Annotated in this window: 23 protein-coding genes and 2 pseudogenes; 12 read left to right on the plus strand and 13 right to left on the minus strand. The window is 72.5% G+C overall.

All coding sequences use genetic code 11. The features are described 5' to 3' along the window. Positions 1–156: 156 nt before the first annotated feature. Genes AB0J10_RS23455 through AB0J10_RS23465 form a run of 3 tightly spaced genes read right to left on the minus strand, consistent with a single transcriptional unit; the run spans position 157 to position 2,932 of the window. Positions 157–1,212, minus strand: a complete 1,056-nt coding sequence (locus tag AB0J10_RS23455) for a hypothetical protein (RefSeq protein WP_363064433.1) — start codon at positions 1,210–1,212, stop codon at positions 157–159. Then, positions 1,209–1,997, minus strand: coding sequence for a hypothetical protein (locus AB0J10_RS23460; protein WP_363064434.1), 789 nt, complete (start codon positions 1,995–1,997; stop codon positions 1,209–1,211). The genes AB0J10_RS23455 and AB0J10_RS23460 overlap by 4 nt, the downstream gene beginning before the upstream one ends. Next, entirely contained in the window at positions 1,994–2,932 is a 939-nt protein-coding gene (locus AB0J10_RS23465; protein WP_363064435.1) for a hypothetical protein, read from the minus strand. Before AB0J10_RS23465 ends, AB0J10_RS23460 begins: the two co-directional genes overlap by 4 nt. Positions 2,933–2,989: 57 nt before the next feature. On the opposite strand from AB0J10_RS23465, the gene AB0J10_RS23470 reads away from it, so the two are divergent. Next, on the plus strand, positions 2,990–3,352 hold the full coding sequence (locus AB0J10_RS23470; protein ID WP_363064436.1) for a DsrE family protein: 363 nt from the start codon (positions 2,990–2,992) through the stop codon (positions 3,350–3,352). 72 nt (positions 3,353–3,424) lie between these two features. Here the strand turns inward: AB0J10_RS23470 and AB0J10_RS23475 are convergent, their stop codons facing one another. The 8 genes from AB0J10_RS23475 to AB0J10_RS23510 form a co-directional block, all read right to left on the minus strand. Beyond that, positions 3,425–3,700: a DUF3099 domain-containing protein gene (locus AB0J10_RS23475; RefSeq protein ID WP_363064437.1), complete on the minus strand. Its 276-nt coding sequence runs from the start codon at positions 3,698–3,700 to the stop codon at positions 3,425–3,427. 111 nt (positions 3,701–3,811) lie between these two features. Further along, entirely contained in the window at positions 3,812–4,099 is a 288-nt protein-coding gene (locus AB0J10_RS23480) for a DUF1416 domain-containing protein (RefSeq protein ID WP_017945923.1), read from the minus strand. 42 nt (positions 4,100–4,141) lie between these two features. Continuing rightward, on the minus strand, positions 4,142–4,987 hold the full coding sequence (locus AB0J10_RS23485; protein ID WP_283299363.1) for a sulfurtransferase: 846 nt from the start codon (positions 4,985–4,987) through the stop codon (positions 4,142–4,144). A gap of 154 nt (positions 4,988–5,141) precedes the next feature. Further along, positions 5,142–5,222 carry a putative leader peptide gene (locus AB0J10_RS23490; protein WP_352103060.1) on the minus strand — a complete coding sequence of 27 codons (81 nt, stop codon included), beginning with the start codon at positions 5,220–5,222 and terminating at the stop codon, positions 5,142–5,144. Between the two features lie 440 nt (positions 5,223–5,662). Continuing rightward, a complete protein-coding gene (locus tag AB0J10_RS23495; RefSeq protein WP_363064438.1) occupies positions 5,663–6,352 on the minus strand; it encodes a DUF2993 domain-containing protein in 690 nt (229 codons plus the stop codon). Positions 6,353–6,456: 104 nt separating this feature from the next. Continuing rightward, on the minus strand, positions 6,457–7,632 hold the full coding sequence (locus AB0J10_RS23500; RefSeq protein WP_363064439.1) for a hypothetical protein: 1,176 nt from the start codon (positions 7,630–7,632) through the stop codon (positions 6,457–6,459). Between the two features lie 10 nt (positions 7,633–7,642). After that, positions 7,643–7,897, minus strand: a complete 255-nt coding sequence (locus AB0J10_RS23505; RefSeq protein ID WP_138054465.1) for a MoaD/ThiS family protein — start codon at positions 7,895–7,897, stop codon at positions 7,643–7,645. A 42-nt stretch (positions 7,898–7,939) separates the two neighbouring features. After that, positions 7,940–8,899: an alpha/beta hydrolase gene (locus AB0J10_RS23510; protein WP_363064440.1), complete on the minus strand. Its 960-nt coding sequence runs from the start codon at positions 8,897–8,899 to the stop codon at positions 7,940–7,942. 286 nt (positions 8,900–9,185) lie between these two features. On the opposite strand from AB0J10_RS23510, the gene AB0J10_RS23515 reads away from it, so the two are divergent. The 5 genes from AB0J10_RS23515 (at position 9,186) to AB0J10_RS23535 (ending at position 14,469) form a co-directional block, all read left to right on the plus strand. Beyond that, positions 9,186–9,989, plus strand: coding sequence for a response regulator transcription factor (locus AB0J10_RS23515; RefSeq protein ID WP_363064441.1), 804 nt, complete (start codon positions 9,186–9,188; stop codon positions 9,987–9,989). A gap of 23 nt (positions 9,990–10,012) precedes the next feature. Next, positions 10,013–11,038 (plus strand): LacI family DNA-binding transcriptional regulator, encoded by a 1,026-nt coding sequence (locus tag AB0J10_RS23520; protein WP_363064442.1) that lies wholly within the window; start codon positions 10,013–10,015, stop codon positions 11,036–11,038. A gap of 217 nt (positions 11,039–11,255) precedes the next feature. Further along, complete coding sequence (locus AB0J10_RS23525) at positions 11,256–12,293, plus strand: trypsin-like peptidase domain-containing protein (protein WP_363064443.1); 1,038 nt, start codon at positions 11,256–11,258, stop codon at positions 12,291–12,293. A gap of 20 nt (positions 12,294–12,313) precedes the next feature. Beyond that, positions 12,314–13,039 carry a response regulator transcription factor gene (locus tag AB0J10_RS23530; RefSeq protein WP_363064444.1) on the plus strand — a complete coding sequence of 242 codons (726 nt, stop codon included), beginning with the start codon at positions 12,314–12,316 and terminating at the stop codon, positions 13,037–13,039. Beyond that, complete coding sequence (locus tag AB0J10_RS23535; protein ID WP_363064445.1) at positions 13,036–14,469, plus strand: HAMP domain-containing sensor histidine kinase; 1,434 nt, start codon at positions 13,036–13,038, stop codon at positions 14,467–14,469. The genes AB0J10_RS23530 and AB0J10_RS23535 overlap by 4 nt, the downstream gene beginning before the upstream one ends. On the opposite strand, the gene AB0J10_RS23540 is transcribed toward AB0J10_RS23535, so the two are convergent. Both AB0J10_RS23540 and AB0J10_RS23545 read right to left on the minus strand, forming a co-directional pair. After that, positions 14,434–15,309 (minus strand): phosphatidylinositol-specific phospholipase C, encoded by an 876-nt coding sequence (locus tag AB0J10_RS23540; protein ID WP_363064446.1) that lies wholly within the window; start codon positions 15,307–15,309, stop codon positions 14,434–14,436. The genes AB0J10_RS23535 and AB0J10_RS23540 overlap by 36 nt on opposite strands. A gap of 173 nt (positions 15,310–15,482) precedes the next feature. Further along, positions 15,483–17,310: pseudogene (locus tag AB0J10_RS23545) on the minus strand (bifunctional metallophosphatase/5'-nucleotidase). A gap of 137 nt (positions 17,311–17,447) precedes the next feature. Between AB0J10_RS23545 and mshD the strand changes: the two are divergent. From mshD to pstS, 6 genes and pseudogenes are all read left to right on the plus strand, one after another. Beyond that, on the plus strand, positions 17,448–18,374 hold the full coding sequence (gene mshD, locus AB0J10_RS23550) for a mycothiol synthase (RefSeq protein WP_363064447.1): 927 nt from the start codon (positions 17,448–17,450) through the stop codon (positions 18,372–18,374). Between the two features lie 48 nt (positions 18,375–18,422). After that, a pseudogene (locus AB0J10_RS23555) lies at positions 18,423–18,509 on the plus strand (GntR family transcriptional regulator); the annotation flags it as partial. A 209-nt stretch (positions 18,510–18,718) separates the two neighbouring features. Further along, entirely contained in the window at positions 18,719–20,941 is a 2,223-nt protein-coding gene (locus AB0J10_RS23560) for an RNA degradosome polyphosphate kinase (RefSeq protein ID WP_363064448.1), read from the plus strand. Then, on the plus strand, positions 20,928–22,049 hold the full coding sequence (locus AB0J10_RS23565) for a CHAD domain-containing protein (RefSeq protein WP_363064449.1): 1,122 nt from the start codon (positions 20,928–20,930) through the stop codon (positions 22,047–22,049). Before AB0J10_RS23560 ends, AB0J10_RS23565 begins: the two co-directional genes overlap by 14 nt. Beyond that, positions 22,046–22,474 carry an NUDIX hydrolase gene (locus AB0J10_RS23570; RefSeq protein ID WP_363064450.1) on the plus strand — a complete coding sequence of 143 codons (429 nt, stop codon included), beginning with the start codon at positions 22,046–22,048 and terminating at the stop codon, positions 22,472–22,474. Before AB0J10_RS23565 ends, AB0J10_RS23570 begins: the two co-directional genes overlap by 4 nt. A gap of 362 nt (positions 22,475–22,836) precedes the next feature. Further along, a complete protein-coding gene (pstS, locus tag AB0J10_RS23575) occupies positions 22,837–23,970 on the plus strand; it encodes a phosphate ABC transporter substrate-binding protein PstS (protein WP_363064451.1) in 1,134 nt (377 codons plus the stop codon). Positions 23,971–23,975 lie beyond the last annotated feature (5 nt).

The raw sequence follows: 23,975 nt of genomic DNA on the forward strand, positions 1-23,975 counted from the left end.
TCTTCACGGCCAGGCCGGTGAAGGCGAGCACGCCGACACACACCAGGACCAGCAGAAGTTCGAAGAAAACAATCACGGGTGCTCCTCGGGTGAGCGCGAAGGCAGATCGGGCCGCACCCCAGCTTAGTGGGCGGAGGCGCGGCCCTCGCTGCGAGGTCAGCCCAGCAGCTGGTTCTGGAGGACGACGGTCTGGTGGAAGGGTACGGACCGGGCCTCGCCCTTCCGGGAGTGGACGATCAGCGCGACCGTGTCACCGGCGACGACGTACGCCTGACGGGTGTGCTCGGGCCCGACCGGCTTCGCCTCGGTGTACACGGACACGGCGGACCTGCCGTCCGCCCCGGAGTCGCTCTTCCACGTCTCGTCGACGTTCACCTCGCCGGGTGCGGACGCCAGGGCCGCGTCGGGGGACAGCCCGCCCCTGATGTGGAGGTCCATGTAGTCGCTCGCCAGGCCGACGGAGTCGAACCGGAGGAGGTACACGCGGGACGTGGTGCCGTCGGGCATGGTCCAGCCGCGGGCCGCGATATGGCGCACGGCGTAGTCGTCCAGCGCCTGGCGGAGACCGGCGCGGCGCTCCTCCAGGTACTCGGACAGGTACCGGTCGGTGGACACCCAGCCGCCGTTCAGCTCCTTGTCCGCGGTGGCTCCCGCCGGAGCGGGCAGCAGGAGTTCCCGCAGGTCGGCATGGTGGATCTCGTGCCGGTTGCCGGAGGTGAAGGGGCGCGGACTGCCCTCTGGGAGGGCGGGCAGCGCGAGGCGCGGGTAGTCCCAGCGGCCGTCGCTCTCCGTCGCGAGACCCGGCACTTCGCCGCGTTCCATCGACGTGATGCCGTACGCGGTTCCGGCGCCCAGTCCGCCGCAGACCAGCACGGCGGCGGTCCAGCGCGCGACGGCCCGGAGCGCCCGGCGCCTCCCGGACCGGTCGGCGGCCTCGGGGGCGACGGCAGCGGTGACGGGGGTGCCACCCGGCGTTACGTCGACGGGCTCCGGAGCAGCGGGCACGGGCGGGACCCCGTCCACGCCCCCGCTGTCGGTCGGGGAGTCCGGGGCCGCGAGCGGCCGTTCGGCCGCCCCGGCGCCCGTGCGGGCAGGCGCCGGCTCCTCCGGTGCGGGCGGTTGCCGCCGCTCCGCGGCGGGTTCCACCGCGGGGGCGTCGTGCTCGGCCGGCTCCGCCGGGGACGGGTCCCGCCGGGGCTGCTGCTCGCTCATACGTACTCTCCCGGCGACGCGATGTGGTCCAGTTGCTCCTGCACGAGGTCGGCCACGGAGTTCTCGTCGAACGAGGCGGCCGTCCCCTGCGCCTCGACGCTCACCAGCACCTCGGAGTCGTACGCGAAGCACTGCATCCCGCCGAGCCGCTCGTCCTCGTCGGCGGCGTCCTCGCCCTCGGCCCGCTTCTCCGCCTCGACCAGGAAGCAGGCCGCGTTCCGGTGACCGGTGATCTTCGGCCCCTTGCGGAGTTCCAGCATCTTCGCGAGACCGGTCTGCACCTCGTACGCTTCCCGTACCCGGGCCCTGTCCGCGACCCGCGTGAGCTCGATGGTGACGACGACGTCGCCCTCGGAGACCCCGCCGCGCTCCGCGAACTCGGTGGCGTAGGAGCGGAGGGCGATTCCCCTGACGCCCAGCCGCTTCACCCGCTTCTCGTAGTCGCGGCGCTTCTGCCCGGAGAGACCGCTGCCCCACTCCTTCATCACGGCGACCGCCTGCGCGGCGCTGAGCTCGACGTCGTTGCCGTGCTCACCGATGTCCGGACCGAGCCGGAAGCCGTCCGGAACCGGCAGGAGCATCTTGCCGAGCGGAGTGGACGCCCGGCCGCGCCAGGCCTCCGCCGCCGGATCCTTCCCCGGCTCCTTCCCCGGCTCCGCCCACACGGTGGTGGGGACGGTACGGTCGGCGCCTTCGGCGGTGACGGCGGTGTAGGCGGCCGCACCACCCACCGAGCCCACGACGAGCACGACGGGCAGCACGACACCGGTGACTACGGATCTCAAGACAGACGCTCCAGCTGTCGCTCGGCCAGCGAGCGGATCTCGTTCTTGCCGATCCGCTCGCTGTCGAAGATGTTGATGTCGACCATGACGTCCCCGCGCTGGAAGACGGCCCTGGCCTGGTACAGCGGCAGATAACCGGCCTTCCGCTCGACGGGGAACAGGTAGTAGCGGCCGTTGCCACTGCCCTTGAGCGGCTCTCCGTCGTTCCCCGCGTGGTCGGCGTCGGGCAAGTAGTTCAGCTGGCTCCCCGCGTGCTCGACGGCACCCACGCCCGAGCGGAACTGGACGAGGCTCACATCCACGTCCCTGTGCTCGCCCTGCGACCAGGCCACCCGGGCGACCCTGCGGAGGTCCGCCTCCGTCAGGCCGGCGAACATCCAGGCCGGGTCCTCGAAGTCCTGCGCGTACGCGGCGGTGTCCAGCCACCCGTCCCGCGTGCCGGCGTCGGAGGCGCGCGCGCCCTTCGGCCTGGGCAGCAGCAGCTTGCGCAGATCCCCGTCCGTCCTCACCCTGCGGTCCTCGGCGGCACCGAGCGGCTCCGGGACCTCGTCCGCGGCAAGCGGCTTCGCCGGGTAGGCGAGGCCCGGCTGGTTCAGCGCGGGCAGCGGTGTCGGCGGCCGGTCGGCCTGGATCTTGTAGCCGACGGCCGTCCCGGCGCTGATCCCGATCACCGCCGCGACGGCGATGAGTACGGCGGTACGACCTCGCCGTCGCCCGACCGACGCGTCCGGTGTCTGCGGGCCGGCCTCTGCCCCCGGCTCCGGCTCCGGCTCCGGCGAGGCGGCTTCGGCGTCCTGCCGCACCGGGCTGCCCGGCGGGTCGACCGGCGGTTCCGCTTCCGTCTCCGGTGCGGCAGGCTCCGACTGTGTTCTGTGCAGTTCCAAAAGGGTCCCCCACGAGACCTGCAGGCGCGGGTTCCGTTTGTCCGCGCTCATACAACTGACCCACGCCCCGGATCATGGGTTGTGGCCGCGCCGATTACAGTTCGGCATATGGCGAAGAAGCTCGTGATCAAGGTGACCGCCGGGGCCGACGCCCCCGAACGCTGCTCGCAGGCCTTCACGGTCGCCGCCGTCGCCGTGGCCAGCGGGGTGGAGGTCTCGCTGTGGCTGACGGGAGAGTCGTCGTGGTTCGCCCTGCCGGGCCGGGCCGGGGAGTTCGAGCTTCCGCACGCGGCGCCACTGCCGGACCTGATCGACTCGATCCTGACTGCGGGGCGGATCACCCTCTGCACGCAGTGCGCGGCGCGGCGCGAGATCACCGAGAAGGACGTGATCGAGGGGGTACGGATCGCGGGCGCGCAGGTCTTCGTCAGCGAGGCGATGGCCGACGGCACACAGGCGCTCGTCTACTGAAGGGGCCCCGGCTCCGAGGTCGGGCACCAGGCACGAGCGACCGCGGGCAGCGGGCGGGCACGACGCCGGACGTCACGGGCGCGGGCCCGAGCCCGGCCTCTTCTTCCCGTCCAGTTCGTCCCACCACTCGTCGGACTGCGGGTCTCCGGACGGGTCGTCCCACCAGCGGTCCTCGGGGCCGCGCCGGTTCGCCACCACCGCCGCGAGCGGAGGGATCACCATGGCGACGACGCACATGCCGACGGCGACCGGCACCGACCAGAGGCGTACGAAGGCCCAGGCGGACACGAAGAGGACGAGGCATCCGCCCATGAGCAGGAAGTAGGCGTGACGGCGCCGCGCGTACATGGCTCCAGCGTAGGTCGCACCGCCCACGACGGCACGAAGGACCGCACCCACGTCCAGGAAAGCGTCCAACCCCCTGGGGTGCGGCCCTTCGGCCGGTTCGGGCGACTGCCGTCAGACGGCGATGGCCACCTCGGAGAGGCCGCCCGTCTGCGCGACGACCGTACGGTCCGCCGTGGCGCCCGGGACGAGGGCGCGCACGGTCCACGTCCCCTCGGCCGCGTAGAAGCGGAACTGTCCGGTCGCCGAGGTCGGGACCTCGGCGGTGAACTCGCCGGTCGAGTCCAGCAGGCGCACGTAGCCGGTTACCGGCTCGCCGTCACGGGTCACCTGACCCTGGATGGTGGTCTCACCGGGCTTGATCGTCGAGGCGTCGGGGCCGCCGGCCTTCGCTCCACACATGCTTTTCCGTCCTTACGGTCGAGGGGTCCGGGGGTCCGGGACTTACTTGTTCGCGCCGAGCTCGATCGGCACACCGACGAGGGAGCCGTACTCGGTCCACGAGCCGTCGTAGTTCTTGACGTTCTCCACACCGAGCAGCTCGTGCAGGACGAACCAGGTCAGCGCGGAGCGCTCACCGATGCGGCAGTAGGCGATGGTGTCCTTCGCCAGGTCGACCTGCTCCTCGGCGTAGAGGGCCTTGAGCTCGTCGTCCGACTTGAAGGTGCCGTCGTCGTTGGCGTTCTTCGACCACGGGATGTTGCGGGCGCTCGGCACGTGGCCGGGGCGCTGCGACTGCTCCTGCGGCAGGTGGGCCGGGGCGAGCAGCTTGCCGCTGAACTCGTCGGGCGAACGGACGTCGACCAGGTTCTGGCTGCCGATGGCGGCGACGACGTCGTCGCGGAAGGCGCGGATGGCCGTGTCCTGGGCCTTGGCCCGGTACTCGGTGGCCGGGCGCTGCGGGACCTCGGAACCGTCGACGAGGTCGCGGGAGTCGAGCTCCCACTTCTTGCGGCCGCCGTCGAGGAGCTTCACGTCCTGGTGGCCGTAGAGCTTGAAGTACCAGTACGCGTAGGAGGCGAACCAGTTGTTGTTGCCGCCGTAGAGGACGACCGTGTCGTCGTTGGCGATCCCCTTCTCCGACAGCAGCTTCTCGAAGCCGGCCTGGTCCACGAAGTCACGGCGGACCGGGTCCTGGAGGTCCTTCTGCCAGTCGATACGGACGGCGTTCTTGATGTGGTTCTTGTCGTAGGCCGAGGTGTCCTCGTCGACCTCGACGACGACGACCTTCGGGTCGTCCAGGCGGGCCTCGACCCAGTCGGCGTCTACCAGGACGTCGCTGCGGCTCATGCTGTTTCTCCTCCGGGGCAGTGTGCGGCGGGTGGTGCGCTGGGGTGTCGCGCGGGGATGTGCGGGTGCGCCGCAAAGGGCGTCAGGCACAAGGGTTGGCCCTGTTCCATGGCAGGTCAGAGGGCCCGGGGAAGACGGAAGTCGACGCTTCCGCTCAGATGGCGCGACAGAGCATGGCGGCGACACGGCACAGGTCGACTGCCCGCCGCTTCGTGAGATCCGCCTGTCGCTTCATGGGTCCGATCGTAGGGACGTGTTGGCGGCCGTGTCACCGGCGTGTCACATTTTGAGACACGATCGTCCGAAAGGTGGAATGGATGACCGTCGCCGAGGCGTCCCCGCGCCTCCCCCGGGGTCCGCCGCCGGGGCGGCTTCTGCGGACCGGACACGACCGTCTCAGCATCCGGCCACGCGGTGCATCGAGTCACGGCACCGGCGCAGGCAACAGCCGGAGTGCCACCGGCGCACGACCCGGGCGGCGCGCGGACCGCCGCAGTGGGCGGGGAAACGAGCGGACGGCAGTGCCGCCACGGCCCCCGGAATGCGACCCGACTCCCGGCGAGCTGCCGGCGAGCGACCGGCGCCGGTGCGGGGCGGCCCCCGGCGGGGCCTCTACCCGGGGGCCGAGAGAAGGCCGGGGGCCGAGAGAAGGCCGCGGCGGCGCCGCGCGGCGGCTCAGCCGGCCAGCGGAACGTCCCTGCCCGAGACGGTGATGACGAGGCCGTCCTCCTCCGCCTGCACCTTCTCCAGCTTCATCCCCTGCGGCAGCCCGCTGATTCTCCGGTCGAAGTCGGTCTTCCCCCGGATCAGGTCCTCGAGCCTCGGTATGCCCTCCCCGGGCACCTTGTCGGCCCGCACCCGGATCGTGTCGCCGCCGACGAGGCTGACGGTGGACACCACGCTGCGGGAGATCGTGCGGCCGAGGATGCCGACCGAGCCGGTGACCTTCACCTTGCCGTTCCCGCCGTAGGCCAGCGTGACGTCCTCGTCCGCCGCCGCAGCGAGATCGGCGTACGAGACACGTGCCGTGCCGGTAGCGGTCGCGGCCGTCGCGCTGGAGAAGCCCGCGCCGAGCCGCACGTCGTGCAGGGCTGCCGACATCTCGGTGATGACGACCCGGCGCCCGTTGGCGCTGGCCTCGACGCCCCGGACGGTGACGTCCACGCGTTCGAGCTCCTTGCCGGCGACCTGGGTCAGGAACGGGAAGCCGGCGATCGACACCTCCGTCGTCCCGGACAGGCCCTGGCGGGCCTTGACCCTCTCGGCTGCCTCCGACTCGGCGTAGTTGAGCAGCAGCCGGTCGGCGGCGACGAAGAGCCCGCCGAGGATCACCGCGGTGATCAGCAGTATTCGCAGTGCGCGCACGCCTTGTTCTCCCACCCCTGTCGCAGCCGCCCCGGACGGAGACGGACTGAATGATCGACGTCCCGCGGCATGCCAATGGTTCCCCGCCCGGACCGGACCATGCCTCAGCCGAGCGCGCGGCCCAGCAGGTGGACGATCGGCGCCGCGGCGGTGAGCGGCAGCGCGACACCTGCCGTCATGTGCACGAAGCGGGAGGGGTAGTCGTAGCTCGCCACCCGCAGGCCGACGAGCGCGCAGACCCCTGCGCCGAGGGCCGGGAGCGCGGCCCCCGCACCCGCGCCGGTGACCGCGCCGGCCGCGATCCCCGCGCCCGCGGCGGCCAGCAGGGCCACGGCCACCGAGACGGCTCCGGGGAGCGGGAGCGCCCGGGCCAGGGCGGCGACGGCGACAGCCGCACCGCCGGCCGCGACGGCGTCAGGGGCGGCGGCGAGGAACCCGGCCGCCACGATCGTCAGCGCCGCCGAGGCGATCGTCGCCATCAGCCCGTGCATCCGCTCGTCCGGGGCCGCATGGCTGCGCAGTTGCAGCACGAGCGTGAGGAGCACCCAGACGCCGAGGGTGCCGACGAGCGCGGCCGGGGCGTGCTCCCGGCCCGCGGTCAGCAGCACGGCATCGGAGACGAGACCGCCGGCGAAGGCGAGCGCGATGCCCTGGCGGGCGGGCCACATGCCGTTCAACCGGAACCAGCCGGCCGCGGTGAGGCCCTGCAGCGCGACCAGCGGGACCAGCAGCAGGTACGGCGAGACGCCGGCGGTCGCCGCGAGCAGCAGGCCGGTGAGGGCCGTGAGACCGGCGGGCTGCATCCCCGGCGGGATGATCGGCGATCGGCCCTCTGCGCGGGCACGCTGGGCGTCGGTGACGCGGGCGTTGCCCAGGGTGGTGGGCGTGCCGTAGGCGGGCTCGGCGCCGCCGGGGGGAACGGGAGCGGCCGGCGGTTCGGCGGCCGGTCCGTACGAGGCCCCCTGCGGCCCGTAGGCCACGGGCGCGCCGGGAACCGGGCCGGCGGCGGGCGCGGCCGGAGTCTCCGGCGGCAGCGGGTACGCACCCGGCGCGGCGCCCACCGGCGGCAGGTACGCGGTCTCCGCGGCGGCCTGCGGGTACGGGGCGCCGTGCGGGTGGGGGGTGGCCTGCGGGTACGGGGCGTGCTGCCCGGGTTCGACCACCGGCTGGTACTGGGTGTCCCAGGTCTGCCCCTCCCACGTCTGGGTGACATGGGGGTCCGGCGGGTTCTGCCCGTAGGGGTCGTGCGTGCCGTACGGATACTGCTGATCGCTGCTCATGCTGTGCGGTTCACCCTCCTGCGAACGGCGGGAGCACCTCGACCGTGCCGCCCTCGGCCAGCCGTACGGTCTCATGCCCGCGGGTCCCGACGGGCGCGCCGTCGACGAGGAAGGAACACCGCTGGAGCACGCGGACGAGCTCGCCCGGGTGCCTCTCGCGGGCGGCGTCCAGCGCCTCGGCCAGGTTCTCCGCGGCGTACGGCTCCTCGGCCACACCAGCGGCGGCCTTGGCCGCGGCCCAGTAGCGGATCGTCCCCGCTGCCATCGCGGCACTCCTCTCTCCGGCTCGTCGACTGTCCATCATGGGCTATGCGCGCACGAGCCAGTCCGCGAGGCGCCCCAGGAGCGCTTCGTCGGCCGCGTTCTCCGCGTGTCCCATGCCCGGTTCCAGCCACAGCTCGGACGGCCCGGCCGCGGCCAGCATCCGGGGGTGATCCAGCGGGAAGTAGGGGTCGCGGTCGCCGTGGACGATCAGCAGCGGGGTCGGGGCGATCAGCGGCACGGCCTCCACCGGGGACAGCGGCACCGGGTCCCAGTCCTCGGGATGGATGCGGGTGCGCAGGCCGTGGCGCCCGACGAAGCGGCCCACCGGCCGGGTGACCACCCAGTGGAGTCGGCGCATCGGCGCCGTCCCCCGGTAGTACCAGCGGGCCGGCGCGCTCACGGCCGCGACGGCGTCGGTACGACCGGCGGGCCCGTCCGGCGCGAGCCACGGCTCACCGGCGTCCCCGTACGGCCGCCCCCGCGCCCCGCGCGTGTCGCCCCCGGAGCCGTTGTCCGGCGCGGCGCGCTCCCCCGCCCGTCCGGCGAAGGCCGCCCCGTACAGCGCCGCGTGCCGCAGCACCACCGAGCCGCCCATCGAGAAGCCGACCGTGACGACGCGCCGGTGCCCCAGGGACCGCGCCCAGGCGACCGCCGCCGCCAGGTCCAGCACCTCGCGGTCGCCGACGGTCGAGTACCCACCGGACCGGCCGTGCCCGCGGAAGGAGAAGGTGACGACCGCCGCCCGGCGGGCGAGGACACGAGCCGCCCGGCGCACCGCGGGGCGGTCCACCGAACCGGTGAAGCCGTGCGCCACGACGATCGCCGTGCCGGCGTCCACGGCCGTGGGACCGCTCCCGGACGTCCAGTGGGACCGGCCCGCGCAGGGCTCGTGGAGGGCCTCCACGAGGACCCCGTCGGAGGCCCTCAGCGTTGCGCGCAGGGGACCCGGGGTGATCGAGGAAACATCCACACTGTGAAATCGGCCCTCCGACACGGCTGTCATGTGGGCTATTCTGCTTGGCAGAGGATCCGGGCGACGCAGCCCCCGGGTCCTTTTGTGTTTCCACGCCGTTGTTACAGACAGGTGAACGAAACGATCGCGGAACCCGGGGCGCGGGGGCCGCGGCCGGGCAAGAAGCAGTTGCCGCACACTCCCCCGCGGCCTTCGGGCGTGGGAGGGACCCCCTCTCGCAGGGACGAGGAGGAACCGACGTTATGGGCGAGCGAACCGTGCACGACCGAGAAACGACGACCCGGGCCGGGGAGACGGTCGGGGCAGGTGGGGCGCGATGAGTTCTCTGCTGCTCCTGACCAATGCCCTCCAGCCTTCCACGGAGGTGCTTCCCGCCCTCGGCCTGCTGCTGCACAACGTACGCGTGGCCCCGGCGGAGGGCCCGGCCCTCGTCGACACCCCGGGCGCCGACGTGATCCTCGTCGACGGCCGGCGCGACCTCCCGCAGGTGCGCAGTCTCTGCCAGTTGCTCCGCTCCACCGGGCCCGGCTGCCCGCTCGTGCTCGTCGTCACGGAGGGCGGTCTGGCGGCCGTCACCGCCGACTGGGGCATCGACGACGTGCTGCTGGACACCGCCGGCCCGGCCGAGGTGGAGGCCCGGCTCCGGCTGGCGATGGGCCGCCAGCAGCTCACCTCCGACGACTCCCCCATGGAGATCCGCAACGGCGACCTGTCGGTGGACGAGGCGACGTACAGCGCGAAGCTGAAGGGCCGGGTCCTGGACCTGACCTTCAAGGAGTTCGAACTGCTGAAGTACCTGGCCCAGCACCCCGGCCGGGTCTTCACGAGGGCCCAGCTGCTCCAGGAGGTCTGGGGCTACGACTACTTCGGCGGCACGCGCACGGTCGACGTCCACGTGCGGCGGCTGCGCGCCAAACTCGGCCCCGAGCACGAGTCCCTGATCGGCACCGTGCGCAACGTGGGCTACCGCTTCGTCACGCCGGAGAAGGCCGAGCGCGCGACGGACGAGACGTCCGCGGCCAAGGCGAAGAAGGCGTCCGCCGGATCCGACGGGTCCGCCGCCCCCGCGGCGGACGTGGCCGAGAACGCCGAGGCGGCCGTACGCCCTGCCCAGAGGTAGGTCACCACGCGTAGACTGCGCGCGTGGCCAAGGTGACGCGGGACGACGTGGCGCGACTGGCGGGTACTTCGACCGCTGTCGTCAGCTACGTCATCAACAACGGACCCCGGCCGGTCGCCCCGGCCACGCGCGAGCGCGTACTCGCCGCGATCAAGGAGCTGGGCTACCGGCCCGACCGGGTCGCCCAGGCGATGGCCTCGCGGCGCACCGACCTCATAGGCATGATCGTGCCGGACGCCCGCCAGCCGTTCTTCGCGGAGATGGCGCACGCGGTGGAGCGGGCCGCGGCGGACCGCGGAAAGATGGTCCTGGTCGGCAACTCCGACTACCGCGACGAACGCGAGGTCCACTATCTGCGGGCCTTCCTCGGCATGCGGGTCGCCGGGCTGATCCTGGTCAGCCAGGGACCGAGCGAGCGGGCAGCAGCGGAGATCGAGGCCTGGGACGCCCGGGTGGTGCTGCTCCACGAGCGCCCCGAGGCGATCGACGACGTCGCCGTCGTCACGGACGACATCGGCGGCGCGCAGCTCGCGACCCGGCACCTGCTGGAGCACGGGCACTCCTATGTGGCGTGCCTCGGCGGGGTCGAGGAGACCCCGGCGGTGGGCGACCCGGTGGCCGACCACGTCGAGGGCTGGCGGCGGGCGATGCTGGAGTCCGGGCGGTCCACGGAGGGCCGGCTGTTCCCGGCGCCGTACAACCGCTACGACGCCTATCGCGTGGCCCTGGACCTCCTGTCCGGACCCGACCGGCCGTCGGCGATCTTCTGCGCGACGGACGACCAGGCGATCGGTGTGCTGCGTGCGGCCCGTGAGCTGCGGATCGACGTACCCGGCGAGCTGGCGGTGGCGGGCTTCGACGACGTCAAGGAGGCGGCGCTGACCGATCCCCCGCTGACGACGATCGCCTCCGACCGGCCGGCGATGGCACGCGCGGCGGTCGACCTGGTGCTTGACGACGGGCTGCGGGTGGTCGGATCGCGGCGGGAGCGGGTCAAGCAGTTCCCCTCGGCGCTGGTCGTGCGCCGTTCCTGCGGCTGCGGCGGCTGATCCGCGGACCCGGCGAGGCGCCGGGGGCGGGGCCCGGTGGTCCGAAGCGCCGCGGGTCCCCGTGCGCCCCGGCCGGGGCACGGCATCCCCGTGCCCTTGTCCGGGCACGGCTCACCTCCCGCTCCCGACCATCCCTTATATGGGGCATACAGGGTTCTGTCGGGCTTCTCAGAGCGCCCTCAGCGCACTCTCATGTACGGGCCCGAGAGTCGTCACCATGACGGACCACCACCGCGGCCGCGGCGACGACGGCACCCGGCCCACCCACACGTACTCCTCGTACCCGTACGCCCGATCCGGCGGCGGGGCGTACCCGCCGCCGCCCCCGCACGCTCCGGCGGCGCCCGCCGTCGGGGTGGCGGCACCCGCCCCCGCCCGCCGGGCCCGCGCCAGGCGGCCCGTCGCGCTGATCGCGGCCGTGGCGATCGTGGCCGCGGCCGTCGGCGGCGGGGCGGCGACGCTCGTGGAGCGGTTCACGGCGGGGAGCGCGCCCGGTACGCCCGACGGCGTCAACGGAACGACGGTGTCCCAGAGCAGCAAGGGCACCGTCGCCGGTGTCGCGCAGGCCGTCTCCCCCAGCATCGTGGAGATCAACGCCTCGACCGGCTCAGGCGAGTCCACCGGCTCCGGAGTGATCATCACCGCGGACGGCGAGATCGTGACCAACAACCACGTGATCGCGGGCGCGGATGCCGTCAAGGTCCGCCTCAACGACGGCAGGGCGTACACCGCGGACGTCGTCGGCACCGATCCCGGCAAGGACCTCGCGCTGGTCAAGCTGCGGGGGGCCAAGGGCCTGAAGGCGGCCGTACTCGGCGACTCCGGCGCCGTGAAGGTCGGCGACGAGGTGGTCGCGATCGGCTCCCCCGAGGGCCTCACCGGCACGGTGACCAGCGGCATCGTCTCCGCCCTCGACCGGGACGTGACCGTCGCCAAGGACGAGGGGCGAGGGCAGGGGCGGCAGGACCCGCGGGGGAACTGGCCCTTCGAGTTCGGCGGCCAGGAGTTCAACGGGGACACCGGCGACTCCAGGACCACCTACAAGGCCATCCAGACCGACGCCTCCCTCAACCCCGGCAACTCCGGCGGCGCGCTGATCGACATGAACGGTGAGGTCATCGGAATCAACTCCGCCATGTACGCGCCGAGCTCGGCGAACGGTTCGACCGCGGGCAGCGTGGGGCTCGGGTTCGCCATCCCCGTCGACACCGTCAAAGCGGACCTGGACGGCCTCCGCTCCGGCGGCGAGTCCTGAACGCGTGCGAGGCTGGGGCCATGAACTCCACACCGGATGACGGCGGACGCATCCTCGTCGTCGACGACGAGCCGGCGGTGCGCGACGCCCTCCAGCGCAGCCTGGCGTTCGAGGGGTACGCCACCGAGGTCGCGGCCGACGGTGCCGACGCGCTCGCCAAGGTGGAGTCGTACCGGCCGGACCTGGTCGTCCTGGACATCCAGATGCCCCGCATGGACGGACTGACCGCCGCGCGCAGGCTGCGCTCCGCCGGCTCCACCCTGCCGATCCTGATGCTGACCGCCCGGGACACCGTCGGCGACCGCGTCACGGGCCTCGACGCCGGGGCCGACGACTACCTGGTGAAGCCGTTCGAGCTGGACGAACTGCTCGCACGGATCAGGGCACTGCTGCGGCGCAGCTCGTACACGGCCGTCGGGACCGGCGGGGAGGCCGGCGAGGTGCTGTCGTTCGCCGATCTCCGGATGGACCTGGCCACCCGCGAGGTCACCCGGGGCCGGCGCCGGGTCGAGCTGACCCGCACCGAGTTCACCCTGCTGGAGCTGTTCCTGGCGCACCCGAGGCAGGTGCTGACGCGCGAGCAGATCCTGAAGACCGTCTGGGGCTTCGACTTCGAGCCGAGCTCCAACTCACTGGACGTCTATGTCATGTACCTGCGCCGCAAGACCGAGGCGGCCGGTGAGCCGCGCCTGGTCCACACCGTCCGCGGAGTGGGCTACGCCCTGCGGGAGGGGTCCCCGGAGTGATCCGCAGATTCCGTGCCCTGCCGCTGCGGTCGCGGCTCGCGCTGCTGACGGCGACGGCGGTGGCGGCAGCGGTGGCGGCGGTCGCCGTCGCCTGCTGGCTGCTGGCACGGGCGCAGCTGCGCGACGAACTCGACACCTCGCTGCGGAACACGGGCGCGCCGCCCGACTCGATCGCGACCGCCCTGGCGGCGTGCCGCGCCCCGGCCCGCACACAGGCCGCCGAGCGCAAGGCGTTCGCCTACATCCAGGTCATCGGCCCCGACGGCACGCGCTGTGTCACGCCGTACTCGGAGCCGGTGGTGGTGCAGCCCGAGGACATCGCGGTCGCGCGCGGCCTCAAGCAGGACGTGCTGCACGGCAGCACGACCGACGACGGCGACGAGGTGCGGGTGCACACCCTCAACGACGCGCGGAACGGCCGAGGACAGGTCACCGTCATGGTGGCCCGCCCCCTCCACGAGATCGACACCGCACTGAACCGGCTCGCCCTCCTCCTCACCTTCCTCGCCGGCGCCGGGGTCGTCGCCGCCGGAGCCGCCGGCCTGTGGGTCGCCCGCACCGGTCTGAAGCCCGTCGACCGGCTCACCGACGCCGTCGAACACGTCGCCCGCACCGAGGACCTGACGGTGCGGATCCCCGTGGAGGGCGAGGACGAGATCGCCCGGCTGTCCCGCTCCTTCAACCAGATGACCGCCGCGCTGGCCTCCTCCCGCGACCGGCAGGCCCAGCTCATCGCGGACGCCGGACACGAGCTGCGCACCCCGCTGACCTCGCTGCGGACCAATATCGACCTGCTGGTCCGCAGCGAGCGGACCGGCCGGGCCCTGCCGCCCGACGACCGGGCGGCGCTGCTGGAGTCCGTGAAGGCGCAGATGTCGGAGCTGGCCGCGCTGATCGGCGATCTGCAGGAGCTCTCGCGGCCGGACAGCGCGGCGCCCGGCCCGGTCAGGGTCGTCGCCCTGCACGAGACCGCCCGGACCGCGCTGGAGCGCGCCCGACTGCGCGGTCCCGAGCTGCGGATCGAGGCCGAGCTGCGGCCCTGGTACGTACGGGCCGAGCCCGCGGCACTGGAGCGGGCCGTCGTCAACGTGCTGGACAACGCGGTGAAGTTCTCGCCGCCGCGCGGGGTCGTCGAGGTGGGACTGGACCGCGGAGTGCTGACGGTGCGCGACCACGGACCCGGGGTCCCGCCGGATGAGCTCCCGTACGTCTTCGAACGGTTCTGGCGCTCCCCGTCCGCCCGCGCGCTGCCCGGCTCCGGCCTGGGTCTGTCGATCGTGGCCAGGACGGTGCGGCAGGCGGGAGGCGAGGTGGAGCTGCGTCCGGCGGAGGGCGGCGGCACCGTGGCGGTGATCCGTCTGCCGGGGGCGCCCACCCCGCCGCCGGAGGCGCCGTCAGTTGTGCCGGATGAGCGAGTCGACCAGCCCTGACCGGGTGTTGGGGAAGTCGAGCACGACGACTCCGAGCCCCTTCCAGCCGCTCGCCGTGCCGTCCAGGAAGCGGTGGACGCGGGGGTTGAGGTCGTCGGAGTTCCACCTCGGCGGGAGATAGGCCGAGGTGCTGACGAAGTTGACGAAGAGCTTGCCGGGCTGCGCCACGGCCTTGCGCAGATGGGCCTCGACCTTGGGGTACTTGTCCCAGGGCGGGGCGTTCCAGTCGTCCTGGGTGTCGAAGGCGCCGCCGTCCCACCACTTCAGTCCGGGCAGCCCGCCGTTGTCGGCGATCAGGACGACCTTGCCGCGGGCCCGGCCGAGGGCGGGGAGGGCGTCGCCGATGTGGAACAGCGGGCGCCAGCCCCGTACGTCGAGGTAGTTGTCGAAGATGGCGCGGAAGGTGGCGTCGCTCTCCCCCGAGTACTCCTGCTTCACCCGCATCAGCACGGTCTCCGAGGGGTGCGCGCGCAGGAAGTCGCGGCAGGCGACGAGGACGTCGCCGAACATCATGTTCTGGTACGAGGGCCCGTGGTGGATGGCGAACGAGCCGTCGACGGCCCGGCAGCGGACGTCCAGGAAGCGGATCCCCGAGTCCAGTTGCTGGGCGATGGTGGTGTTCTGGCACTCCGACCAGGGGCCGCCGAAGCGGGCACCGGAGTCGTGGGTGCCGGGAATGGTGAGCGTCCGCAGAGCCCTGGCGTCGTCGAAGCCGGCCATCCAGTCCTGCGGGCCGAGCGCCCGCCGCGGCGCGGCCGCCGCCGGGCCCGGTGCGCCGATGAGAACGGACGCGGAGGCCACCGCCGCGCCCGTGAGGAAACCACGTCTGGTCAAGGACATGCTCGCTGTCTCCTTCGTCGGCCTCCGCGATGTGGGGGGTCGCGGTCGGCACCCGGATGATTGCAGACATGTCCATGACACAGAATGAGTCGGGCGGAAACCGTGGAAAGAGCCGAGGGGCGGCGAACCCAAGCGTGGTCCACCGCCCCTCGGCATGCGCCGGGCTCAGCCGGTCACCGGACGACCGTGATCCGCCCAGTGGCCGGCGGCGCCAGCGGGGCGCCCGGGCTGGAGTGCGCGGCGAAGTAGGCGTTGAGCAGGTCCAGGTCGGACGCGCCCACCAGCTTGTTCTTGTGCTCCTTCAGCACGGCGAAGCCGTCGCCGCCGCCCGCGAGGAACTCGTTCATCGCGACGCGGTAGGTCTTCGCCGGGTCGATCGCCTCACCGTTCAGCTTCACCGAGCTCGTGACGATCCGGTCGGCGCCGGTCTTCGTCATGTCCAGGGTGTAGGTGAAGCCCTCCGAGACCTGAAGGATCTTCGGCGCGGCCTGGTTGGGGCCACTGACCTGCTGCTGCAGAGCGGTGATCAGCTGGGCACCGGTGAGGTCGACCGCCGTCATCATGTTGGTGAACGGCTGCACGGTGAAGGCCTCGCCGTAGGTCACGACGCCGTCGCCCTCACTGCCGGACGCCTTGTGGACCAGGCCGGCACGGATGCCGCCCGGGTTCATCAGCGCGAGCTGCGCGCCGCCCTTGTCGGCCGGGGCCATGCCCTCCAGCTGGGCGTCCGCGATCAGGTTGCCGGCCGGACGCTCGGGCGAGTCGGCGGGGTTCTCGATGTCCGCGGAGATGTAGCCGACGGGCCTGTTGGCGATCGGCGCGGCCAGCGTGTTCCAGCGGTCGATGAGCCCGGTCATGTCCGCGGCCTTGGGCACGTCACGGGTGACGACGTGGTTGGCGGACGCGACGGACGTGCGCACGATGTCGCGGGTACGGCGGTCGTACGTGAGCGTCGTGTCGGTGTAGAGCTTGCCGAACGACGCCGCCGAGGTGACCGTGCGCGGCTTGCCGGACGGGTCCGGGATCGTGCACGCGTACGCCTGGTGGGTGTGGCCGGTGACCAGGGCGTCGACCTGGGGGCTGACCTTCTTGGCGATGTCGACGATCGGGCCGGAGATGCCGTCGCCCGGACCGGGGCTGTCGCAGTCGTAGTTGTACGAGCCGGAGGCCGGCGCACCGCCCTCGTGCAGCAGCGCGACGATCGACTTCACGCCCTTGCGCTCCAGCACCTTGGTGTACTTGTTGATCGTCTCGATCTCGTCGCCGAACTTCAGGCCCTTGATGCCCTCGGCGCTGACGATGTCCGGGGTGCCCTCCAGGGTGACGCCGATGAAGCCGATCCTCACCCCGTTCTTCTCCCAGACGAAGTACGGGTCCAGGACCGGGCGCCCGGACTTCTCGTTGGTGACGTTGGCCGCGAGGTACGGGAAGTCGGCCCCGCGGAAGGTCTTCGGCTTGCCGTTGGCCTTCTTCTCGTAGCAGCCCTCGACCGGGTGGCAGCCGCCGTTCTGCAGCCGGGCGAGCTCCTTGGCCCCCCTCGTCGAACTCGTGGTTGCCGACGGAGGTCACGTCGAGCTTCAGCTTGTTGAGCGCCTCGATCGTCGGCTCGTCGTGGAAGAGACCGGAGAGCATCGGCGAGGCGCCGACCATGTCGCCGGCCGCGGCCGTGATCGAGTACCTGTTGCCCTTGCGTGCCTCGCGCAGATGCGTGGCGAGGTACTCGGCGCCGCCCGCGTCGATGGTGCGGGTGGTGCCGTCCTCGTTGGTGTGGGTGACCCGGCCCGCCGAACCTGACGGCGGCTGCAGGTTGCCGTGCAGGTCGTTGAAGGACAGCAGCTGGACGTCGACGGTGCGGCCGTAACCGTGTCCGTGGTCGTGGCCGTGTCCCTTGCCGCGCTCGTGAGCCCCGGCGGGCATCGCGGCGACCAGTGCGCCGACGGTGGTCAGTCCGGCGGCGGCCGCGAGTACGCGGCGGCGCTTCTGGCGTGATGTCGCTGACATCTGTCCCCTTGTCAGTTCAGCGTGAAACGACTGTCCTCAGCCGGGCAGCCTAGAGTCAACGCGCGTAGCGCGACAGGGGGTACCGGGTTACGAGCTGGTATCCGATCGGGTTCGGCCCGGCGCCGTACCCTCGTCGTATGACTGACGCAGCTCCCGCAGCCATCGAGCCCGGCCGGCAGATCAAGACCCTCGACGAGCTCACCCCCGAGCTGGCCGACGACGTGCTCGGCCTGCTGTCCGTCGCCGCCCGGGCCGACGGGGTGCAGGCCGTCTCCGAACAGGGCCGGCTGTATCTGCGCCACGGCCGTCGCGAGGGGGTACGGCACTTCGTGCTCACCGTCGCCGGGGACCTCCGCGGATATGCCCAACTGGAGGGAACCGACCCGGTGGAGGCCCCCGCGGCCGAGCTGGTCGTCCATCCGGCGCACCGCGGCCGCGGCCACGGCCGGGCCCTCGGCAACGCGCTGCTCGGCGCGTCCGGCAAGCGGCTGCGGATGTGGGCGCACGGCGGCAAGTCCGCGGCCCGCCATCTCGCCCAGGTGCTCGGCCTGACCCTGTTCCGTGAACTGCGCCAGCTGCGGCGCCCGTTGAGCCCGCTCGACATCGCGGAACCAACCCTTCCGGAAGGCGTGACGGTCCGCACCTTCGTCCCCGGCCAGGACGACTCCGCCTGGCTCGCGGTCAACTCCTCCGCCTTCGCCCACCACCCCGAGCAGGGCTCGATCACCCAGCGCGACCTCGACGACCGCAAGGAGGAGGCCTGGTTCGACCCCAAGGGCTTCTTCCTCGCCGAGCGCGGGGGCGAGATCGTCGGCTTCCACTGGACGAAGCTCCACGCCGAGGACCAGCTCGGCGAGGTGTACGTACTGGGCATCCGCCCCGACGCCCAGGGCACCGGTCTCGGCAAGGCCCTCACCGCGGTCGGGCTGCGCCACCTCGCGGCACAGGGGGTGCCGACGGCGATGCTGTACGTCGACGCGGACAACCCGGCGGCCCTGCGGGTGTACGAACGGCTCGGCTTCACCACGCACGAGGTGGACCTGATGTACCGCACGGAGACCTGAGCGGCCCGTACCGCGCGGGCGAGCCCGTCCGCACGGCGGCGGGACCGGATCGACCGGCGCAGCGGCATCGCCCCCTACCTCCAGATCGTCCAGCGGACGAAGCAGGCCCTGCGGCTCGGTCTGGTGGACGGGGGTCACCCCATCCGCGCGGGCGGTGGGCACGGCACACGAGGCGCCCGGGGGTATCCCGTACGTCATGTTCCCGTTACCGGCCATTCAGGGACCCTTGCAACCCTCACGGAATGCAGCCCGCTGTGCCCCCCGCCCCGCGGAACGGGCGTTCCCACCCCACCAGGCCCCGCTCCGGCGCGCCCGGTCACCCTTTTGCGCGGAACAATGGGTCCATGAGTCAGCAGCCCGCCGAGGTACCGGTCCAGAACGCCCAGCCGTCCGTCGGATCCATCGCAGCGCACCGCCCCCACACGGTGTCCGGCGCGGTCTCCGACCTGGAGCCCGACATCGACGCCGACCTCGACGCCTACGAGGCCGAACCGGAGGACGCGGAGCTGCCCCAGGGCCGTTTCCTGGACCGCGAGCGCAGCTGGCTCGCGTTCAACGAACGGGTCCTGGAACTCGCCGAGGACCCCGGCACACCCCTCCTCGAACGGGCGAACTTCCTGGCGATCTTCGCGTCGAACCTGGACGAGTTCTTCATGGTCCGGGTGGCCGGACTGAAGCGCCGCATCGCGACCGGCGTCGCCACCCGCTCCGCCTCCGGGCTGCAGCCCCGCGAGGTCCTGGAGCTGATCTGGAACCGCTCCCGTGAGCTCATGGCCCGGCACGCCGCCTGCTTCCAGCAGGACGTCGCCCCGGCCCTCGCCGACGAGGGCATCCACCTCATCCGCTGGCCCGAGCTCACGGAGAAGGAACAGGCCCGCCTGTTCACCCTCTTCCGCCAGCAGATCTTCCCGGTGCTCACCCCGCTCGCCGTGGACCCCGCGCACCCCTTCCCGTACATCTCGGGCCTGTCCCTGAACCTCGCCGTGGTCGTCCGCAACCCGGTCAGCGGCCACCGCCACTTCGCCCGGGTGAAGGTGCCGCCGCTGCTGTCCCGCTTCCTGGAGGCCTCGCCCCAGCGGTACGTGCCGCTGGAGGACGTCATCGCGGCCCACCTGGAGGAGCTGTTCCCCGGCATGGAGGTGCTCGCGCACCACATGTTCCGGGTGACCAGGAACGAGGACCTCGAGGTCGAGGAGGACGACGCCGAGAACCTTCTCCAGGCCCTGGAGAAGGAGCTGCTGCGCCGGCGCTTCGGCCCGCCGGTCCGGCTGGAGGTCGAGGAGTCCATCGACCCGTACGTGCTGGACCTGCTCGTCCGGGAGCTGAAGATCTCGGAGTCCGAGGTCTACCCGCTGCCCGGCCCGCTGGACCTGACGGGCCTGTTCGGGATCGTCTCGCTCGACCGGCCCGAGCTGAAGTACCCGAAGTTCATCGCCGGCACCCACCGCGACCTCGCCGAGGTCGAGTCGGCTTCGGCGCCCGACATCTTCGCCGCGCTGCGGGAGCGGGACGTACTCCTGCACCACCCGTACGACTCCTTCTCCACCTCCGTCCAGGCCTTCCTGGAGCAGGCGGCGGCCGATCCGGACGTCCTCGCGATCAAGCAGACGCTGTACCGGACCTCCGGGAAGTCCCCGATCGTGGACGCCCTGATCGACGCCGCCGAGTCCGGCAAACAGGTCCTCGTCCTGGTGGAGATCAAGGCCCGCTTCGACGAGCAGGCCAACATCAAGTGGGCCCGGAAGCTGGAGGAGGCGGGCTGCCACGTGGTCTACGGCCTCGTCGGCCTGAAGACCCACTGCAAGCTGTCGCTCGTAGTGCGCCAGGAGGGCGACGTCCTGCGCCGCTACTCGCACGTCGGCACCGGCAACTACCATCCCAAGACCGCCCGGCTGTACGAGGACCTCGGGCTGCTCACCGCGGACCCGCAGGTCGGCGCCGACCTCTCCGACCTGTTCAACCGGCTCTCCGGCTACTCGCGCCGCGAGACGTACCGCCGGCTGCTCGTCGCCCCGAAGTCGCTGCGCGACGGCCTCGTCGCCCGGATCAACAAGGAGATCGTCCACCACCGGGCCGGCCGCCCCGCCTACGTCCGCATCAAGGTCAACTCGATGGTCGACGAGGCGATCATCGACGCCCTGTACCGGGCCTCCCGGGCCGGCGTCCCGGTGGACGTCTGGGTCCGCGGGATCTGCGCGATCCGGCCGGACGTCCCCGGCCTGTCCGAGAACATACGGGTCCGTTCCGTCCTCGGCCGCTTCCTCGAGCACTCCCGGATCTTCGCCTTCGGCAACGGCGGCGAACCCGAGGTGTGGATCGGCAGCGCCGACATGATGCACCGCAACCTCGACCGCCGTATCGAGGCACTCGTCCGGGTCACGGACCCGGCCCACCGCGCGGCCCTGACCCGGCTGCTGGAGACCGGCATGTCCGACTCCACCTCGTCCTGGCACCTCGGCCCGGACGGCGAGTGGAGCCGTCACGCCACGGACGCGGACGGACAGCCACTGCGAAACATCCAGGAGACGCTCATAGACGCCCGGAGGCGCCGGCGTGCACAACCATGACCTTCCGCCGGCGCCTCGGGGGGCCGGCGCCGACCAGGTCCTGGCCGGATATCTGCAGAACCAGGCCGGCGACTTCCTCCGCAGTCTGCGGCTGCACGGCGAGAGCGGTGCGGACACGCAGGGCGCGGCGGAGGCCGCCCGGGCCCTGCGGCGGGCCGCACGCCGCATCCGCGGCACCCTGCACACCTTCCGTCCCCTGCTGGACCAGGTCTGGGCGGACCAACTGCGCACCGAGCTCGCCTGGCTGTCCGGGGTCCTCGCCGAGGAGCACGCCTGTACGGCACGGCTGACCCGGCTGCTCGACGCCCTGGCCCGGCTCTCGGGCACCCAGCCGGTGCCGGCGGCCCGGGCCGCGGACGGCGACGCCGGAGCCGGGGCACCCTCGGACGACGCTCCGGCGGCCCCCGCCGAGCGGCCACCCGCCACCGAACGGCCCGGCCGCGGCGCCCTCACCGTTGGCGGCGCCCGTGCCGGGGCACTGCTGGAACGGCAGCTGACACTCGGGCGCACCCGGGCCCACTCGGCCGCCCTCCAGGCGCTCGGCTCCGCACGGTTCCACGCGGTCGCGGACGCCGTCGCCCTGCTCGCCTCCGAGGTACCGCTGGCCACGCCCGCCGGGGCGCCCGGTGCCGCCCTCGCGGCGCACGCGGGGGTCGCCGAGCGCAGGCTGCTCGACGCGGTCACCGCACTGCCGCTGACCCGCGCGGCCCACCCGTACAACGCGGAGGCCCTGGTCCACGGCCTCGCCACCGCCTCCGCGGGCGAGGCGCAGGACGCCCCCTGGCACCAGGTGCGGCACCTGCTGCGGCTCCACCGCTACGCCCAGGAGGTGCTGTCCGCGGAGGACGGCACCGGCCCCGGCCGGCGGCTCACCGCCGCGGGCCGCACCCTCGACCGGCACCGCGACGCCGCCGAGGCGGCGGCCGCGGCCGCCTCGGCGGCCCGCACGCCCCGTATCGCGCCGGCCACTGCGTACGCCCTCGGCGTGCTCCACGCCGACCAGCGCCACGAGGTCGAGGCCGCCCGCTTCGCCTTCCAGCGGACATGGCTGGAAGCACCCCCCGGAAAGGACGGGCCCCGGGACGAGCACGCGCTGGCCGCGCCATGAGCACCGCTCCCGACGGCACCGTCCTCGCGGCCGGCTGCGTCCTGTGGCGCCGCTCACCGCAGGCGGCCGGGGGCATCGAGATCTGCCTGGTCCACCGCCCCAGGTACGACGACTGGTCGCACCCGAAGGGCAAGCTCAAGCGGGGCGAACCGGCCCTCGAGGGGGCGCTGCGCGAGGTCCGCGAGGAGACCGGGCACCAGGGGGTCCCGGGTCCGGTCCTGCCGACGGTCCGCTACCTCGTCGCCGGCCGCCCCAAGCAGGTCAGCTACTGGGCCGCCGAAGCCCCCTCGCCCGGTGACTTCACCCCCGGCCACGAGGTCGACCGCATCGCCTGGCTGCCCCCGGACGCCGCCCGCCGCCGGGTCACCGAACCGCGCGACCGGACCCTCGTCGACGCCCTGCTGAAGGCCATCGGCACGCGCTGACCGGGGGAACCCCACTCCGTCCGGAAGCCCGCGGAACCCACCGCACCGGCACCACCGCGGCGTCCGGTCGCGTTCCGCCCGGCCGCAGCCGGCTCGCGCCATCGCCGAGCCGTTGCCCGCGACGCCGTGCCCGCCGGAGCCGGAGGTCACGCCCCGATAAAGGCGGAACTTCTTCGTCTGGCAGGGTTCACCTCCCGTTCACCACGCCCCGTCGGCCGCTTCACCTGATCTGCCTAATTTCGGGCTTACCCGGTGACCGGCAGAGTGCCGCGCCACCCACCCCGACACACGCCGCCGTAGAACGACGCGGGCAGACCGAGCCCCGTCCGCGACCCGGCGGCTTCTGGAAGGAACACCCGAAAGTGAAGCTTCAGCGCAAGAACGGGCTTCGCGCCACCGCGCTCGGCGCCCTCGCCGTGTCCGGCGCACTGGTCCTCACGGCGTGTGGTTCGGACGACAACACCGGCGGCACCGGCGGCACCGGCGAGAAGACGAGCGCCGCGTCGAACATCAAGTGCGACGACGCCAAGGGCCAGCTGATGGCGTCCGGGTCCAGCGCGCAGAAGAACGCCATGGACCTGTGGGTCAAGAACTACATGGCCGCCTGCACCGGCGTCGAGGTCAACTACAAGTCCTCCTCCTCCGGTGAGGGCATCGTGGCCTTCAACCAGGGCACCGTCGGCTTCGCCGGCTCGGACTCGGCCCTGAAGCCCGACGAGGTCGCCGAGTCCAAGAAGGTCTGCAAGACCGGTCAGGGCATCAACCTGCCCATGGTCGGTGGCCCGATCGCCATCGGCTACAACCTGCCCGGCGTCGACAGCCTCGTCCTGGACGCCCCGACCGTCGCCAAGATCTTCGACACGAAGATCAAGAAGTGGAACGACCCGGCGATCGCCAAGCTGAACCCGGGCGTCAAGCTCCCCGACACCACCATCCAGGCCTTCCACCGCTCCGAGGACTCCGGCACCACCCAGAACCTCGGCAAGTACCTCGGCAAGGCCGCCCCGAGCGACTGGAAGTACGAGGCCGAGAAGAAGTGGCCCGCCCCGGGCGGCCAGGCGGCCCAGGGCTCCTCCGGTGTCGCGGCCCAGGTCAAGCAGGTCCCGGGCGCCATCGGCTACTTCGAGCTCTCCTACGCCAAGTCGCAGAACATCCCGGCGGTCTCCATCGACACCGGCGCCTCCGCGCCGGCCGAGGCCACCTCCGAGAACGCGTCCAAGGCCATCGCCGCCGCCAAGATCAAGGGCACCGGCAAGGACCTGGCGCTCGACCTCGACTACACCACCAAGGCCGAGGGCGCCTACCCGATCGTCCTGGTGACCTACGAGGTCGTCTGCGACACGGGCAACAAGCCCGAGACGCTCGGCACGGTCAAGTCCTTCCTCAGCTACGCGGCCTCGGACGAGGGCCAGAAGATCCTCACCGACGCCGGCTACGCCCCGATCCCGACCGAGATCAACGCCAAGGTCCGCGAGACGGTCAACGGCCTCTCGTAACCGAC

It is taken from the genome of Streptomyces sp. NPDC049887, from assembly GCF_040656535.1.
GTDB lineage: Bacteria > Actinomycetota > Actinomycetes > Streptomycetales > Streptomycetaceae > Streptomyces.

Coding starts and splice junctions, on each gene's coding strand:
- AB0J10_RS23525 (WP_363064443.1), top strand. CDS start 11,256: ATGACGGACCACCACCGCGGCCGCGGCGACGACGGCACCCGGCCCACC.
- AB0J10_RS23530 (WP_363064444.1), top strand. CDS start 12,314: ATGAACTCCACACCGGATGACGGCGGACGCATCCTCGTCGTCGACGAC.
- AB0J10_RS23560 (WP_363064448.1), top strand. CDS start 18,719: ATGAGTCAGCAGCCCGCCGAGGTACCGGTCCAGAACGCCCAGCCGTCC.
- AB0J10_RS23465 (WP_363064435.1), bottom strand. CDS start 2,932: ATGAGCGCGGACAAACGGAACCCGCGCCTGCAGGTCTCGTGGGGGACC.
- AB0J10_RS23455 (WP_363064433.1), bottom strand. CDS start 1,212: ATGAGCGAGCAGCAGCCCCGGCGGGACCCGTCCCCGGCGGAGCCGGCC.
- AB0J10_RS23490 (WP_352103060.1), bottom strand. CDS start 5,222: ATGAAGCGACAGGCGGATCTCACGAAGCGGCGGGCAGTCGACCTGTGC.
- AB0J10_RS23510 (WP_363064440.1), bottom strand. CDS start 8,899: ATGACAGCCGTGTCGGAGGGCCGATTTCACAGTGTGGATGTTTCCTCG.
- AB0J10_RS23480 (WP_017945923.1), bottom strand. CDS start 4,099: ATGTGTGGAGCGAAGGCCGGCGGCCCCGACGCCTCGACGATCAAGCCC.
- AB0J10_RS23500 (WP_363064439.1), bottom strand. CDS start 7,632: ATGAGCAGCGATCAGCAGTATCCGTACGGCACGCACGACCCCTACGGG.
- AB0J10_RS23470 (WP_363064436.1), top strand. CDS start 2,990: ATGGCGAAGAAGCTCGTGATCAAGGTGACCGCCGGGGCCGACGCCCCC.
- mshD (WP_363064447.1), top strand. CDS start 17,448: ATGACTGACGCAGCTCCCGCAGCCATCGAGCCCGGCCGGCAGATCAAG.
- AB0J10_RS23485 (WP_283299363.1), bottom strand. CDS start 4,987: ATGAGCCGCAGCGACGTCCTGGTAGACGCCGACTGGGTCGAGGCCCGC.
- AB0J10_RS23505 (WP_138054465.1), bottom strand. CDS start 7,897: ATGGCAGCGGGGACGATCCGCTACTGGGCCGCGGCCAAGGCCGCCGCT.
- AB0J10_RS23515 (WP_363064441.1), top strand. CDS start 9,186: ATGAGTTCTCTGCTGCTCCTGACCAATGCCCTCCAGCCTTCCACGGAG.
- AB0J10_RS23475 (WP_363064437.1), bottom strand. CDS start 3,700: ATGTACGCGCGGCGCCGTCACGCCTACTTCCTGCTCATGGGCGGATGC.
- AB0J10_RS23540 (WP_363064446.1), bottom strand. CDS start 15,309: ATGTCCTTGACCAGACGTGGTTTCCTCACGGGCGCGGCGGTGGCCTCC.
- AB0J10_RS23570 (WP_363064450.1), top strand. CDS start 22,046: ATGAGCACCGCTCCCGACGGCACCGTCCTCGCGGCCGGCTGCGTCCTG.